Genomic DNA, 15,348 nt, shown 5'->3' on the forward strand with positions numbered 1-15,348 from the left:
CGGACGCCGACGGCTCAACCCTGCGGCCCGTACGCCGTGCCCAGCGCCCGGGAGATCGCCCGGCCGGCGGCCTGGACCAGCGGCGCCAGCGCCACCGGGTCGGCCCGGTCGTGGGCGACCACAAGTGAGATCGCGGCGACGACGGTGCCGTCCGCCGCGCGGATCGGTGCCGCCACGGAGAGGGCGTCCAGGGTGACCTGCCGGTCGCTGACCGCGTAACCGAGGCGGCGCACCTCGGCGAGGCGGCGCCGCAGCCGCCTCGGGTCGGTGATGGTCAGCTCGGTGTACCGCTCCAGCGGCGCGGCGAGCACCTGCTCCTGCACCTCGGTCGGCGCGCATGCGAGCAGGACCAGCCCGACCCCGGTGGCGTGCAACGCGAAGCGACCGCCGACCCGGGTGAGCACCGGCACCGCGTGTCGCCCGGCGATCCGTTCGATGAAGACGAGTTCGAGGTCCTGCCGGACGGCGAGCTGGACGTTCTCGTGCGTCACCTCGTACAGGTCTTCCATGATCGGCAGAGCCAGCTCGCGCAGCCGCAGGCCACGGGGGGCGAGCGAACCGACCTCCCAGAGCCGCAGACCGATCCGGTACCGCCCGTCGTCACCGCGTTCCAGCGCTCCCCAGGCGACCAGCTCCGCCACCCGCCGGGACGCGGTGGGCAGCGGCAGGTCGGCTCGCCGGGCCAGCTCGGTGAGCGTCAGCGCCGGGGCGGCAGGGGAGAAGGCGTCGAGCAGGGCCAGCACCTTGCTGGTGACCGACCGTCCGGGTGGTGCCTGCACCCGCCAATCATCCCTGCTCAACCCGGCGAAGTCACAGCTCCAGCCTGAGCCGGGGGGTGCGGGCCCGGGACACGCAGATCATCATCGTGTCCCCGGCGGCCCGCTCCTCCTCGGTGAGCAGGCTGTCGCGGTGCTCCGGCTCACCGGCGAGCACGGTGGTCTCGCAGGTGCCGCAGGTGCCTTCCCGGCACGAGGAGAGCACCGGTACGCCGGCCTGCTCCACCGCCGCCAGGATCGACGTGCCCGGCGGTACGGTAAGGGTCCGGCCGGAGAGCGCGAGTTCGACCTCGACGGCGGTCTCGACGTCGTCCACGATGGACACCGGGTTGAAGCGCTCGACGTGTAGTGTGCCCGCCGGCCACGCCCGGCAGTGCTGCTCCACCGCGCTGATCAGCGCCTCGGGCCCGCAGCAGTAGACGAGTCCGTCGCCCGGCGGCTGCACCAGCGCCGCCAGGTCGAGCAGCCCGGTCTCGTCCTGCGGATGCAGGCTCACCCGGTCGCCGTACTTCTCCCGCAGGGCGGCGGCGAAGGCCATGGTGGCGCGGCTGCGTCCGCCGTACACCAGCCGCCAGTCGGCACCGGCGGCGTCGGCGGCGGCGACCATCGGCCGGATCGGGGTGATGCCGATGCCACCGGCGACGAAGAGGTACCGTCGCGCCGGGACCAGCTCGAAATTGTTCCGTGGCCCGCGCACCCGCACGGTCGCGCCGGGCGTCAGCCGCTCGTGGGCGAACCGGGAGCCGCCGCGCCCGTCCGGCTCACGCTGGATCGCGACCTGCCACCCGCTCCGGTCGGCCGGGTCACCGCAGAGGGAGTACTGCCGGACCAGGTCGGCGCCGAGCGCCAGGTCGAGGTGCGCGCCCGGGGTCCAACCCGGCAGGTCGCCGCCGTCCGGGCGGCACAGGGTCAGCACGACCACACCCGCCGCGACCTCGTCCCGGCCGGTAACCGTCAGCTCGATGCCGGTCGGGTCGCCGTCGTTCACGCCGGCACCGCCAGTCGGGGCGACGCCGGGACCGCGCCGGACGGCGACTGCGGCGGTGCCGGCACCGCCGCCGACGGCTGGTGGCCGTCCGGATGGGCCAGCAACCACTCCCACAGCTCCACCGGCTCCTCGGCGGTCCGTTCGGCACCGCAGTGGCAGATCCCGCGCAGCGTGTCGGTGCCCGGCAGCCAGTGGATCCGGTAGATCCGGTCACCGGTGAGCATGCTGGTCGGGGCGGTCACCGGGCCGCTCCCACCGATCCCGGCTCGATCAACCGGGCCAGCAACCGCCGGGCGGCCAGCCCGCCGGTGTCGATGTTGATGCTGAGTTCCTGGTACTTCTCCGGCTCGGAGGCGATCACCTGCTCCAGGATGTTCAGCGCCGTCACGTCCTGCATCACCACGGTGTGGTTGCTGTTGTGCAGGTACTCGCTTACCGACTCGTCGTCGATCGCGAAGTCGCGGGCCACCGCCCAGAAGTCGTAGGTGGTGTGCTCGGTCGACGGGGTGATCGCGTACACGATCTCGGCGTGGAAGGCGTCGCTGTCCGGACCCTCCGCCGGCGGATAGACGCCCTGCGGTGCGATCCGGCTGTGCAGCAGGTAGAGGCAGGGCGGGTGGTACTCGATGTCCTGCCAGCGGGTGATCCGGCCCTGGATGCCGGTCGAACGCGCGTAGAAGGGCGGGCACTCCGCGTCGTCCATGTGTCGGCTGACGTAGACGATGCCGCGCTCCTCGTCCACCTCGGTGGTGATCGGCGTGTTCGCCACCTCCGGCGTGCCGATGTAGCCACCGTGCAGATAGGTCTCGTGGGACAGGTCCATGAGGTTGTCCACGAGCAGTTCGTAGCGCGCGTTCAGCGGTGCCATCCCGCGTACCACCGCGTACGACGGGTCGGCCAGCCACGGTGCCCGGGGGATGGTGGTGGGGTCGGCCAGGTTCTTGTCGCCGATGAAGACCCAGATGAAGGAATCCTGTTCCACCACCGGGTACGCGGCCACCCGGGCGGTACGCGGGATGCGCTGCTGCCCGGGGACGAAGACGCAGCTGCCCGTCGGGTCGTAGGTGAAGCCGTGGTAACCGCAGACGATGGTGTCGCCGTCGAGCCGGCTCTCGGAGAGCGGATAGCGGCGATGTACGCACCGGTCCGCGAGCGCGACCGGCGCACCCGACTCGGTCCGGTAGAGCACCAGCGGCTCACCCAGCACCGTGCGGGCGAGCAACTCGCGCCCGACCTCGCTGCCGTAGGCCGCCACATACCACTGATCACGTGCGAAGGCCATCCGACCGAACCTCCAGAGGGTGGGCGAGGGTGTCGTCGCATCATCGCGTGCGGACGCCGGTGGCGGGAGTCACGTTTTCATTGAGTGAAAGTCGGGCCGCCGTGGCTGCTCCTCAGAGTTGGTCGGCGACCCACCCGGCGAGCCGTCGGGCGCAGTCGTCCACCGACTGCTGCCAGGTCCGGTCGGCACCGGCTCCAGCCTCGTCGCTGACCTGCTTGACCAGGCGGACCGGTACGCCGAACCGGCGCGCCGTCGAGGCCACCGCGTAGCCCTCCATGTCCACCAGTTGGGCTCGGGCGGCCAGCGCGGCGCGGGCCCGGTCGTCGGCGATGAACTGGTCGCCGGTGGCGAGCACCGGGCCGTCGCCGGCAAGCGCCAGCGGTGCCCCGACGGTCTGCCCGGTCAGCCGGTGGATGAACTCGGTGTCCAGGTCGTGTTGGATGACGCTGCCCACCTCGTGGGTGCCCGTCCAACCGGATTGCAGCGCGCCGGCCGTGCCGAGGTTGACCACCGCCGCCGGCAGCGCGCCCCGGGCCAGCACCGTCGCGACGGCGGCGGTGGCGTTTACCTTTCCCATGCCGGTGAGCAGGACCGGGAGCCGCGGATCGAGGTGGGCGGCCTCCTCCGCGAGCGCCAGGACGAGCAACGGACGGTCCGGGCTGATCGTGCCGCGTAGCTGCATCGGGCGATGGTAGCGACCGCCGTCGGCGGCCCGGCGCGCCTACCGGGTGCTGAGCCCGAGGCTGATCGTCCTGGTCAGGGTGGCGTTGTCGTCGTCGCCGTCGAGTGACCAGATCATCGCCCCGCCCAGGCCGGTACGCCGGATGTACAGCTGAGCTCTCCTGACCGGAGCCAGCCACATGGAGGATGGCGAGGGCGTTACCGGGTGGTAACGATGTCGTGTCATGGACTCCGCCGTGACCCTGATCGGACTACCCGTCGCCCTCGGCATCATCATGCTCGGTCTGGGCCTCGGTCTGACCATCGCCGATTTCCGTCGGGTGGCCCGCCACCCCAGGGCCGCGGTCATCGCGCTGGCGTGCCAGGTCTTGCTGCTGCCCGCGCTCTGCTTCGGCCTGGTGCTCGCCTTCGACCTACCGCCGGAACTGGCCGTCGGGATGATGCTGCTGGCCGCCTCACCCGGTGGCACCACGGCCAACCTCTACAGTCACCTGTTCGGTGGGCACGTGGCCCTGAACATCACCCTGACCGCTGTCAACTCGGTGCTCGCGGTCTTCACCCTGCCGATCGTGGTCAACCTGTCGGCGGCCCACTTCCTGGGTGACGCGAGAAGCATCGGTCTCCAGTTCGACAAGGTGCTCCAGGTCTTCGCCATCGTGCTCGTACCGGTCGCCATCGGCATGCTGATCCGGGCCCGGCTGCCCCGCGTCGCCGAGAGCCTGCACCGTCCGGTGCGGATTCTCTCCGTCGTGGTGCTCGTCGCGGTGATCGCGGGGGCCGTGCTCGGCGAACGCGAGAACATCGCCGACTACTTCGTCTCGGTCGGCCTGGCCGTGCTCGCGTTCAACCTGCTCAGTCTCGCCATCGGGTACGGGGTGCCACGGCTGGCCGGGGTCGAGCCGAGCGCGGCCAAGGCGGCCGGATTCGAGATCGGTATCCACAACAGCACGCTGGCGATCACGATCGCGCTCAGCCCGGCGCTGCTGGACAGCACGCAGATGGCCATCCCGGGCGCCGTCTACGGCATCGTCATGTTCTTCACCGCGGCGGCCTTCGGCTACCTGGTGAACCGCGTTGGTACCCGGTCCGCCGGCGCCGGGAACGGGGCGGCCACGACCTGAGGCATCCGTCGAAGCGGGACCGCAGATACCCGGTCGTGCGGCGACCGGTGGCGTAGCCCGCCTGTGCAACGATCGTTGAGCGTCATGCCGGCTGGCCGGTCCGCCGACCGGTCCGCCGGCCGGACCACGCTTCGAGCCTACGGCTGGCCGCCGTCGCCCCACCTCGTACCCATGGAGAGCACGATGTCCCTCGCGCCGGCCCGGGTCTTCGCCGAACTGAACGCGGTGCGCCCGCCCGCCCAGCAGTCCCCGGTGCTGGGCAAGGCCGTCGTGCTGGGCGGCAGCGTCGCGGGGTTGCTGGCTGCTCGGGTGCTGGCCGACCACGCGGAGTCCGTAGTGGTGATCGACCGGGACGACCTACGGGTGAACGGGCCCCGGCCGGGCGTGCCCCAGGGCACCCAACTGCACGCGCTGCTGCCCGGTGGGTTCCTCCAGTTGGAGCAGCTCTTTCCGGGCTTCCGGGAGCGGGCCGTGGCGCAGGGCGCGGTCGAGGCGCCCCCGGCGGCCCGCCGCCACTACCTGGACGGCCGGCTCAAGGTGACGGTGCCGGACGACGCCGACAGCCTGGCCGGCAGCCGCCCGCTGCTGGAGGGGCTGATCCGTGCGCAGGTGCTTCGACTGCCGAACGTCAAGACGGTCACCGCCCGCGCCACGGGCCTGGTGTTCGACGGTGCGCTGACCACCGGGGTCCGGTACGACGTCGGTGGGGCGTCCGGTGTGGAGCACGCGGATCTCGTGGTGGACGCGATGGGCCGATCGAGTCGGCTCTCCGACTGGCTGGAGCAGGCCGGCTGGGAGCGGCCCGCGATGCGGCGGATGACGGTGCACCTGAACTACGCGACGGCCCTGTTCCGGCGGTCGGTGGCGAACCCGGAGCACGCCCTGGTCCTGGCGTTGAACAGCCCGCGCCTCTCGCCGGACGTGGCCGGGGCCGCCTTCTTCGCGATCGAGGGCGGACGCTGGATGGCGATGATGGCCGGTTACGCCGAGCACCGTCCCGGGCAGACCGCCGAGGACTTCGTCCGACGGATGCGGGAGCAGTTCCCGCCGGAGTTCGGGGCGGTGGCCGGTTGCGAGATGCTCGGCGAGGTCCGGACCTACCACCATGCCGACAGCCGGCGGCGGGACTTCCACGCGCTGCGGAGGTTTCCCGCCGGACTGGTGCCCGTCGGCGACGCGGTCGCCTCGTTCAACCCGGTGTACGGGCAGGGGATCACCGCGGCGGCCCTGCACGCGGCCTGCCTCTCGACCTACCTGCGCTCCGGGCCCGATCTCCGGCAGCCGGCGCGGGAATTCCTCGCCCGGCAACAGGTGGTGGTCGACGCCGCCTGGTCCCTGTCGACCTCCGCCGACCTGGCGCTGCCGCACGTGGCCGGTCCCTACCCGCGCGGCCATCGGCTCTCCAGTTGGGTCAGCCGGCAGATCGTCGCGGCGACCGTGACGGACGTGACCACCGCCCGGCGCTTCAACGACGTGGTCTCCCTGCGTGCCCACCCGAGTTCGCTGGCCCGGCCCCGGGTGCTGCTGGACGCCCTGCGGGCCAACCGCCGGGCCCGCTGACGGTTGACCGTCGGGCGAGGCTGCCCTGCGCAGCCCGCACACGTTCGTCAACGCTGGAAAGGAGGCCCCGTGCCGTACGTCTTCCTGCTGCTCGCCATCGCGGCCGAGGTCACCGGCACGAGCATCGGCGGTGTCGTGCTGCTCAACCTCCGCGGCGCGCACTGAGCGCCGACCCGCCGTACCCGACCGGGTGATCGTCTGCGTCCTGTCGGCCAATATTGTTGCACTCATTGCAATGTCAGCATACGTTGAGCGAGGGGGCGTCAGCGGGGGAGGGGCGTGCAGTGGGTGCCGGACACGACCATGGGCAGCAGGTGTTGCGCGCGGGCGAGAAGCACCGTGGCCGGTTGTGGGCGGCTTTCGCCCTGCTCGCGGTGTTCATGGTGGTGGAGGCGGTCGGGGCGTGGTGGACCGGCTCCCTGGCGCTGCTCTCGGACGCCGGGCACATGTTCACCGACGTGCTCGGCATCGGGATGGCGCTCGCCGCGATCACCGCAGCGAGCAGGGCGTCCCGCGACGGTCAGCGCACCTTCGGGCTGTACCGGATGGAGGTCCTCGCGGCGCTGGCCAACGCGGTGCTGCTGTTCGGGGTGGCCGTCTACGTGCTGGTCGAGGCGCTGCGCCGGCTCGACGAGCCGCCGGAGGTGATGGCCGGCCCGATGCTGGCCATCGCGGTGGCGGGTCTGGTCGCCAACATCGTGGCCTTCCTGCTGCTGCGCAGCGGTGCGACGGAGAGCCTGAACGTTCGCGGCGCATACCTGGAGGTGCTCGGCGACCTGCTCGCCTCGGTCGGCGTGATCGTCGCCGCCGGGGTGATCGCGATCACCGACTGGTGGTACGCCGACCCGATCATCGCCGTGGCGGTGGGCCTGTTCATCCTGCCCCGGACCTACCAGTTGGGCCGGGCCGCCGTGCGGGTTCTCGTGCAGGCCGCGCCGCCACACGTGAACGTCGCGGCGGTCCGCGACGGGCTGCGCGCGGTCGACGGTGTGGCAGACGTCCACGATCTGCACGTCTGGACCCTGACCTCGGGCATGGAGGTGGCCTCGGCGCACCTCATCCTCGATCCCGGTGCGGAGCTCGGCGGGGTGCTGGCGGCAGCCCGGCGGGTCCTGCACGACCGGTTCGCCATCGAGCACGCCACCATCCAGGTCGAGCCCCAGGACGCCGAGGGCGTCTGCGACGGCGCCCAGTGGTGACGATTTCGCCCGCTCCCGGGTCTTCCGTGCGCTGATCCACCCGACCATCAGCTGGCTCTCAGGAACCTGACAGCCGGTCGGTACAGCATTGGCGGCACCCGCAGGGAAGGTTGGCACCCGAATGACGAGGAATCTGCGACTGACGCTGGCGATGATCCTGGTGGTGATCCTCGCCATGATCGGCTTGTTCGCCGTCAACCGCAACGGCGACCACACCGGGCGCGCCACGGGCGACGCCGGGCAGCCGGTCGACCCGGCCGTGCTGGTCCGCGCGGACAGCCACCGGCTCTCCACGGCCGCCGACGGCAAGGTCACCCTGGTGGAGTTCCTCGACTTCGAGTGCGAGGCGTGCGGCGCGGTCTACCCGGCGATCGAGGAGATCCGGGACAGCTACGGCGACCGGATCACCTTCGTCGTGCGGTACTTCCCGATCCCCAGCCACCCCAACGCGGAACTGGCCGCGCGGGCCGCGCAGGCCGCGGCCAACCAGGAGCGGTTCGCCGAGATGTACGCGACGCTCTTCGAGAACCAGGAGGCGTGGGGCCACCAGCGCACGCCGCAGACCGAGCGGTTCGTCGAGTACGCGCGCACCCTCGGCCTGGATGTCGACCGCTTCCAGCGGGACCTCGACGACCCCGCGACCGCCGCCCGGGTGGCCCGGGACCGGGCCGACGGCGAGACCGTGGGCGTGCGGGGCACCCCGACGTTCTTCCTCAACGGTCGGCAGCTGACCGAGGTCCGTACCCAGGCAGACATGATCGCCGCCATCGACGCCGCGCTCGCCGCATGAGCGCCGTCCTGGAGCGCAGCACCGGGGCCGCCGCACCGGCGGCGGGTTTCCTCGCCCGGGTCACCGCCTGGGTCCTCGCGGTGGGTGGTGGCGTCGGCCTGCTCGCCGCCGCCACCCTCACCGTCGAGAAGATCAACCTGCTGGCCGACCCGGATTACGTGCCGACGTGCAGCATCAACCCGATCCTCTCCTGCGGATCGGTGATGAACACCCCGCAGGCCGCCGCCTTCGGCATCCCCAACCCGCTGCTCGGCATCGCCGGTTTCGCGGTGGTCACCACCCTCGGCGTCGTCCTGCTGGCCGGCGTACGGCTGCCCGGCTGGTTCTGGCTCGGCCTCCAGGCCGGTGCCACGTTCGGCGTGGTCTTCGTGCACTGGCTGATCTACCAGAGCCTCTACGTCATCGGCGCGCTCTGCCCGTACTGCATGGTGGTCTGGGTCGTCACCATCGCGATCTTCCTCTACACCACGCTGCACAACCTCGAACGGTGGCGGCCGTCGTCGCGGCTGGCCGGGCTCGCCGGCTACCACAGCTTCCTCCTGGTCACCTGGTACGTGGTGATCGGGCTCGCGATCCTGGTCCGCTTCTGGGACTACTGGTCCACCCTGCTCTGACCCGGCCCTTTTCGAGATCTTGGTCCGCAAGCGCCCCCAGGAGGGCGTTCTCGGACCAAGATCCACCTGGCTGCTAGTCCGGTGGCACCCATCGTTTGACCAGTTCGTTGGCGGCGACGTACGCGGCGGTGAGCCCGGCGAGCGTGGCCAGCACGGGCAGTGGCGGGCGGCCGAGGCCGAGCGGCCCGCCCCACGGGCTGAACGGCAGGGCGACGGTGACCGCGATGAGCAGGGCACCGGTGGCGAGCAGCGGCGTCGAGGGTCGGCTGCGCAGGAAGGTGCGGTTGGTCCGCAGCACCATCAGAACGATGATCTCGGTCGCGGTGAACTGGATGAACCACGCGGCACGGAAGACGTCGGTGGGTGTCCGCCACCACCAGTGCAGTACGGCGAGCGCGGCAAGGTCGACGGCGATGCTTATGGATCCGTAGACCAGCATGAACCGGCGGATCGCCCGAACGTCGACGGTGCGGGGGCGGCGCAGCTGCTCGGGATCGGTGTGGTCGGTGGAGATCGTGGTGTAGGGGATGTCGGAGAGGAAGTTGAGCAGCAGCACCTGCCGGGGCAGCAGCGGCAGGAAGGGCAGCAGCACGGTCGCGATGCTCATGCTGACCACGTTGCCGAAGGACGCACTGGTGTTGACCCGGATGTATTTCAGGGTGTTGGTGAACGTCTGCCGGCCGAGCCGGACGCCGTCGGCGACCACGTCGAGGTCCTTGTCCAGCAGGACGATCGCCGCCGCCTGCTTCGCCACGTCGGCGGCGGTGTCGACGGAGATGCCGACGTCGGCGGCGTGCAGGGCGGGGGAGTCGTTGATGCCGTCGCCGATGAATCCGACCACGGCCCCCCGGGCGCGCAGCGCGGTAAGCACTCGCTCCTTCTGGACCGGGTCGACCTCGGCGAAGATCTCGGTGCCGCCGACCCGGTCGGGCAGCTCCGCGTCGGCACAGGCGGCGATGTCGGCGCCGAGCAGCGGCTCGCCGCTGAGGCCGACCTGCGCGGCGACGTGCGCGGCGGCGTACCGGTTGTCGCCGGTGATCAACCGGACCGCGACGCCCAACGTCTTGAGGCGGTCGATCGCCTCGGCGGCGTCGGGTTTGGCCGGGTCCTGGAAGGCCAACAGGCCCACCAGGGTCATCGCGGTCTCGTCGTCCGCAGTGGCGGTCCGGGCCCCGGGCAGCGCCCGGACGGCCAGGCCGAGCACCCGGTGCCCGCGCTCGCTCAGCTCGGTGAACCGCTGCTGGACCCGGTCGCGGACCTGGTCGAGCGGTACCACCCCACCGCCGGTGCGGGCCGTCGCGCAGACGTCCAGCACGGCGGCCAGCGAACCCTTGGTGATCAGCGTGGCGGTGCCGCCGTCGTCGACCAGCAGGGACAGTCGCTGACGGCTGAAGTCGTACGGGACCTCGGCGAGCCGGCGAGCCGGATCGGCGGGCGGCTGCCCGGCCATGATCGCGCTGTCCATCGGGTTGGTGAAGCCCTGTTGCAGGCCGGCGTTGAGCCGGGCCAGGCGGGCGGTCTCGGGATCGGGTGCGCCGTCCAGCGAGAGACAGTCGGTAAGCGTGACGGTTCCGGCGGTAAGTGTTCCGGTCTTGTCGGTCAACAGCATGGTCATCGCACCGAAGTCCTCGATCGCTTCGAGGCGCTTGACGATCACCCGGTGCGCGGCCATCGCCCGGGCACCGGCGGAGAGACTGACCGCGACGATCGCCGGGAGCATCTGCGGGGTCAGCCCGACGGCGAGGGCCAGCGAGAACAGCAGGGAGTCGATGACCGGCCGGCCCATCAGCAGGTTGACCGCGGCGATGCCGACGAGCAGCACCAGCATGATCCGCACCAGCAGCAACCCGAAGCGGGTCAGACCCCGCTGGAAGCCGGTCGCGGCGGGCCGGGCCCCGATCCGGGCGGCCACCTCGGCGTACGCGGTGTCCCGGCCGGTCCGCATGACCACCACCCGGCCGGTGCCGCTGACCACGTGCGTACCCATCCAGAGCGCGTTGGTCCGCGCGGGCAGCTCGGCGTCGGCGGGCACCGGATCCGGCCTCTTCTCCACCGGGAACGACTCCCCGGTCAGCGCGGCCTGGTCGACCTGCAACCGGTGCGCCTCGACGACCCGGCAGTCGGCGGGCACCACGTCACCGGCGTGCAGCACCACCAGGTCGCCGACCGTGACCTCCTCGACCGGTACGGCGACCTGGCGACCGTCGCGGAGCACCTCCACGTCCACCCGCACCCGCGCCTGGAGCGCGTCGACGGCCCGGCCGGCGGCCCGTTCCTGCCAGAATCCGAGCCCACCACTGGCCACGACGATGGCCAGGATGATGGCACCGTCGATCAGGTCGCCGACGGCCATCGACAGCACCGTCGCGGCGATGAGGATCACGATGATCGGGTTGGTGAACTGGGTCAGCAGCAGGCGCCAACCGCGACGGCGGGCCACCGCGACCCGGTTCGGGCCGCGCTCACGCAGCAGCCGGGCGGCCTGCTCGCCGGTCAGACCCGAAACCGGTGCGCCGACGGCGGCCAGCGCCTCGGGCAGCGGCCCGGCCCAGAACTGCCCGGTGTGGGTCTGCCGCCCGCCCTCTGCCGCCCCCACCCACCCTCCGCAGCGTCGCGGCGGCGCATCCCGCCGCGACGTTGACGCTACCGAGCAGCCACGGGCCGCGCGGCCGGTCGGCCCGATCGGTCAGTGCCGCGCAGCCACGTGCCGCGCGGCCGGTCGGCCCGATCGGTCAGTGCCGTGCAGCCACGTGCCGCGCGGCCGGTCGGCCCGATCGGTCAGTGCCGCTGCCGGGCCCGGTGCCGCCAGGCCGCCACCAACACACCGACGAGGACCACGGCGAGCAGCACGTGCGTCCCGATGCCCAACTCCCGCTCCAGGTAGCGCAGCGAGGCCGCGCCGAGGTAGCCAAGCAGGGCCACCCCCGTCGCCCAGACCAGCCCGCCGGCCAGGTTCGCCCACCCGAACGCCGCCCGGCGCATCCCGCTGGCACCGGCGATGATCGGCACGACGGTACGCAGCACCGCCACCCACCGACCGATCAGCACCGCCGTCGCGCCCCGGCGGGCGACCAGGCGTCGGGCCCGGTCCAGGTCCAGGTGCCGCCGGGCCACCGCGGGTGCCCGGGCCACCACCTGCGGGCCGTAGCGCCGGCCCAGCAGGTAGCCGGCCTGGTCGCCGAGGCACGCGCCGATGGTCGCCGTGACGATCACCGCCCACAGCGGCAGCCCGCCGCCGTGCGCCACCACCCCGCCGACAAGCACGGCGGTCTCCCCGGGCACGACCAGGCCCAGCAGGGTCGAGGACTCCAGCGCGGGCAGGGCGAACACCAGGATCAGCACCACCACCGGTGGCAGCGCGGCGATCATGGTGAGGGCCCGCTCCATGTCCTGATTGTGACCGCCGGAACCGGTCCGGATCGGATGATCGGTCCGGCGCAACCACCGGACGTCGCGGCCCGAGTCGGTAGGGTTCGACCGGGCAGCAGGCCCGGGACCGCCGTGCCGGACCCCGGCCTGCGGTACGAGTCGGGTGCCGGGATCCTGCGCCATTGCCGGCTACGGCGCCGGGACGACCTCCTGGCCGAGCGGCCAGATCGCCGCCGGCACGAGCTTGAAGTTGGCCACCCCGAACGGGATGCCGATGATGGTGAGGCAGAGGCCGACGCCCGCGACGATGTGGGACAGGGCGAGCCACCACCCGGCCAGCACCACCCAGATGACGTTGGCGATGCCGGAGGCGACGCCGACGCCGGGCTTGGGCACCAGGGTGCGTCCGAAGGGCCAGAGCGAGTACGACGCCAGCCGCAGCGACGCGACCCCGAACGGGATGGTGACGACGAGTACGAAGCAGATCAGTGCGGCGATGCCGTAGCCGATGGCCAACACGATCCCGCCGCCGAAGATGAGCCACAGCACGTTCAGCACGAATCGGATCATGAATCAATCATGACTGGCGGGTGCCACCGGCCACCCGGGGCGGCCGGTGGCACCCGACGGGTCAGCCGGTGACGCCGGTGACGCTGCCACCGGACTTCGTGACGCGGTACGTCACCTGCGTACCGCTCCAGAAATGGAAGGTGAGGGTCACCGCAGCGCCGTCGCGGACCGCGTCGAAGAAGGTGTCGGTAAGCGTGATCCGGTTGCCGGGGTAGTCGGGGGCGAAGGCCACGTCGAACTCCTTGTACGACGTCCAGTCGTGCGGCCCGGCGTTGCTGCCGTCGGCGTACCTGGCCTCCATGGTGGCGAGTTGGTCGCCCCGGAACTGGGTCGGGATGGCGAACGAAGCGGTCGAACCGGTCGCGTTCGACAGCACCGGCGGGTCGTAGCTGATCACATCGATCCGCCAGGGCACGCCGGTCGAGAACCGCGCCTGCAAGGTGGCGTTGACGCCGTACGCCCGGTTGCCGACCAGCCGGGTCACCGCGCTGGCGGTGAGGGTGAGCTGGTTGCCGGAGACGGTGTAGTCGGTGCCCTGCGTCAGGTTCGTGCTGCCCTGGCGCAGCCCGGCGAAGGTGGTGCCGTTGAGGTGCAGAGTGAGCGACTTGGCGGTGATCGAACCGGTACGCGGCACGTAGACCTGGTCGGCCGACGCGGTGCCGGAGCGGGTCGTCCAGCTCGACTTGATCTGCGCGAACAGCTCCGGGTCCGTCCACTGGTAGGAGATCCGGTTGAAGTGCTGGCCGTTGTCCCACAGCTGGGTGGTCAGCTGCCGGTGTCGGGCGTAGTAGCCGAGGAACTCGAAGAACTTGAGCTTCTCGCCCTGCTGGATGGTGCCGGTGTGCCGGTCGAAGCCGAGCAGCCCGTACTCGCCGATGACGACCGGGATGCCCCGGGCGACGAAGGCGTTGTAGACCCGGTCGAACGAGTCGACCAGGTCCTGCTGGGTGGTGGCGTCGAAGCGAGTGCCGCCGGCCACGTTCACGCTGAACGGCCAGTAGCCGTAGAAGTGCACGGTGGCGATCAGGTTGCGGTCGTTGAGCTGGTTGATCGTCGTGGTCAGCTCGTTGATGCGGGCCTGCTCGGAGGAGGTGTGCAGGGTCGGCAGGACCAGCATCCGGGTGGCGTTGTTGCCGCCGGAGGCGCGAACGATCCGGTGGAAGTTGACGTTCAGTTCGTGCAGCAACTGCGCGTTCTGCGCGTCCCCGGAGCTGTTGGCGAACTGCGGCTCGTTGACGCTCTCGAAGTGCAGTCGCGGTGAGGCGTCGCGGAACGCCGCGGCGATCTGGGTCCAGAGCGCGTTGTAGCGGTTGAGCACGGTGGTCCGGTTCGTCGGCATCTCATGGATCCACTGCCACGAGTCGTGGTGCAGGTTGATCATCACGTAGAAGCCGTCGTCCAGCGCCCAGCCGACGACCTCCTTGATCCGGTTCAGCCAGGCGGCGTCGATGGTGTAGGACGGCGCCGGTCCGTGGTGGTTGCTCCAGGTGACCGGGATCCGGATGCTGTTGAAGCCCTGGGCCCGGATGGCGTCGAGCTGTGCCTGGGTGACGCGCGGGTTGCCCCACGCGGTCTCGTCGGCGCCGACCGCGTCGAAGGTGTTGCCGAGGTTCCAGCCGGGCTGCATGGCGGCGACGTACGCCATCGGGTTGCCGGTCGGCGGCGGGGTGGTCGGTGGCGGCGTGCTCGGCGGCGGGGTGCTGGGGCCCACGCTGCCGGTGCAGGTGACACCGTTGAGCGCGAACGAGGTCGGTGCGTTGTTGGCACCGGACCACGACCCGTTGAAGCCGAACGAGGCCGTCTGGTTGGTGCCGAGCGCGGCGTTGTAACCGACATTGCTTGCGGTGACGTCGCTACCGGACTGGGTGACTGTGGCGTTCCACGCCTGGGTCACCCGCTGGCCGGAGGGGAAGGTCCAGGTCAGCCGCCAACCGTTGAGCGGATCGCCCAGGTTGGTCACGTCGACGTTTGCGGTGAACCCGTCCGGCCACTGGCTGGGCGCGGCGTATGCCACCCGGCATCCGGCCGCCGCGTGCGCGGCACCCGCGTTGATCAAGCCGACACCGGCCAGCAGCACCGCGATGCCGCTGGTGATCAGGCCGAATCGCCATCGTGTCCTTCGTAGTGTGCCGCTCAGCCCGGCCATGACGCTCCTCGTGTGGTGATGGTGTCGACGGGTGGCTGGCCGGGCGCCGCCGGGACCACCGGAAACGTCCGGCCGGCTCGCACCATAAGTTGGGATCAACAACTTTGTCAATCGATGTTTCGCGATGCGGTGCGCAGCTTCGCAGGTCGGGATGGTGTCAACCGAAGTTGCGCTGACTGTTGGTCGTCCGTATGGCTTCGATGGAGCGTCCGGAGTGTGCTGGGGGTGCAGGTCCGGATTGGGACGATTGAT

The 15,348-nt window shown here is 71.2% G+C and carries 15 protein-coding genes; 5 read left to right on the forward strand and 10 right to left on the reverse strand.

Annotated elements, in window-relative coordinates:
• Positions 1-14: 14 nt before the first annotated feature.
• The 6 genes from QQG74_RS10525 to QQG74_RS10550 all read right to left on the reverse strand — a co-directional run bounded on the left by QQG74_RS10525 (position 15) and on the right by QQG74_RS10550 (position 3,953).
• Complete coding sequence (locus QQG74_RS10525) at positions 15-779, reverse strand: IclR family transcriptional regulator (protein ID WP_341720107.1); 765 nt, start codon at positions 777-779, stop codon at positions 15-17.
• A gap of 31 nt (positions 780-810) precedes the next feature.
• Positions 811-1,764, reverse strand: coding sequence for a PDR/VanB family oxidoreductase (locus tag QQG74_RS10530; protein WP_341720108.1), 954 nt, complete (start codon positions 1,762-1,764; stop codon positions 811-813).
• The gene (locus QQG74_RS10535; RefSeq protein WP_341720109.1) at positions 1,761-2,006 is read right to left on the reverse strand and encodes a hypothetical protein; all 246 of its coding nucleotides are present in this window, start codon (positions 2,004-2,006) and stop codon (positions 1,761-1,763) included. The genes QQG74_RS10530 and QQG74_RS10535 overlap by 4 nt, the downstream gene beginning before the upstream one ends.
• Positions 2,003-3,046, reverse strand: coding sequence for an aromatic ring-hydroxylating dioxygenase subunit alpha (locus QQG74_RS10540; RefSeq protein WP_341720110.1), 1,044 nt, complete (start codon positions 3,044-3,046; stop codon positions 2,003-2,005). The genes QQG74_RS10535 and QQG74_RS10540 overlap by 4 nt, the downstream gene beginning before the upstream one ends.
• A gap of 112 nt (positions 3,047-3,158) precedes the next feature.
• Positions 3,159-3,728, reverse strand: a complete 570-nt coding sequence (locus QQG74_RS10545) for a nucleosidase (RefSeq protein WP_341720111.1) — start codon at positions 3,726-3,728, stop codon at positions 3,159-3,161.
• Positions 3,729-3,767: 39 nt separating this feature from the next.
• Positions 3,768-3,953: a hypothetical protein gene (locus QQG74_RS10550; protein WP_341720112.1), complete on the reverse strand. Its 186-nt coding sequence runs from the start codon at positions 3,951-3,953 to the stop codon at positions 3,768-3,770.
• Here QQG74_RS10550 and QQG74_RS10555 point away from each other — a divergent pair.
• The 5 genes from QQG74_RS10555 to QQG74_RS10575 all read left to right on the forward strand — a co-directional run bounded on the left by QQG74_RS10555 (position 3,952) and on the right by QQG74_RS10575 (position 9,011).
• Positions 3,952-4,848: a bile acid:sodium symporter family protein gene (locus tag QQG74_RS10555; RefSeq protein ID WP_341720113.1), complete on the forward strand. Its 897-nt coding sequence runs from the start codon at positions 3,952-3,954 to the stop codon at positions 4,846-4,848. The two genes, QQG74_RS10550 and QQG74_RS10555, sit on opposite strands and share 2 nt — an antisense overlap.
• 183 nt (positions 4,849-5,031) lie before the next feature.
• Entirely contained in the window at positions 5,032-6,408 is a 1,377-nt protein-coding gene (locus tag QQG74_RS10560; RefSeq protein WP_341720114.1) for an FAD-dependent oxidoreductase, read from the forward strand.
• A gap of 284 nt (positions 6,409-6,692) precedes the next feature.
• Positions 6,693-7,607 (forward strand): cation diffusion facilitator family transporter, encoded by a 915-nt coding sequence (locus QQG74_RS10565; RefSeq protein ID WP_341720115.1) that lies wholly within the window; start codon positions 6,693-6,695, stop codon positions 7,605-7,607.
• Between the two features lie 121 nt (positions 7,608-7,728).
• Positions 7,729-8,397, forward strand: coding sequence for a thioredoxin domain-containing protein (locus QQG74_RS10570; protein WP_341720116.1), 669 nt, complete (start codon positions 7,729-7,731; stop codon positions 8,395-8,397).
• Positions 8,394-9,011, forward strand: coding sequence for a vitamin K epoxide reductase family protein (locus QQG74_RS10575; protein ID WP_341720117.1), 618 nt, complete (start codon positions 8,394-8,396; stop codon positions 9,009-9,011). Before QQG74_RS10570 ends, QQG74_RS10575 begins: the two co-directional genes overlap by 4 nt.
• A gap of 73 nt (positions 9,012-9,084) precedes the next feature.
• Here QQG74_RS10575 and mgtA read toward each other — a convergent pair whose 3' ends face one another.
• From mgtA to QQG74_RS10595, 4 genes are all read right to left on the reverse strand, one after another.
• Entirely contained in the window at positions 9,085-11,607 is a 2,523-nt protein-coding gene (gene mgtA / locus QQG74_RS10580; RefSeq protein ID WP_341720118.1) for a magnesium-translocating P-type ATPase, read from the reverse strand.
• Between the two features lie 182 nt (positions 11,608-11,789).
• Entirely contained in the window at positions 11,790-12,398 is a 609-nt protein-coding gene (locus tag QQG74_RS10585) for a DedA family protein (RefSeq protein WP_341720119.1), read from the reverse strand.
• A gap of 171 nt (positions 12,399-12,569) precedes the next feature.
• Entirely contained in the window at positions 12,570-12,950 is a 381-nt protein-coding gene (locus QQG74_RS10590; RefSeq protein WP_341720120.1) for a YccF domain-containing protein, read from the reverse strand.
• Between the two features lie 61 nt (positions 12,951-13,011).
• Positions 13,012-15,096, reverse strand: a complete 2,085-nt coding sequence (locus QQG74_RS10595; protein WP_341720121.1) for a cellulase family glycosylhydrolase — start codon at positions 15,094-15,096, stop codon at positions 13,012-13,014.
• Positions 15,097-15,348 lie beyond the last annotated feature (252 nt).

It is taken from the genome of Micromonospora sp. FIMYZ51, assembly GCF_038246755.1.
Lineage (GTDB): Bacteria > Actinomycetota > Actinomycetes > Mycobacteriales > Micromonosporaceae > Micromonospora.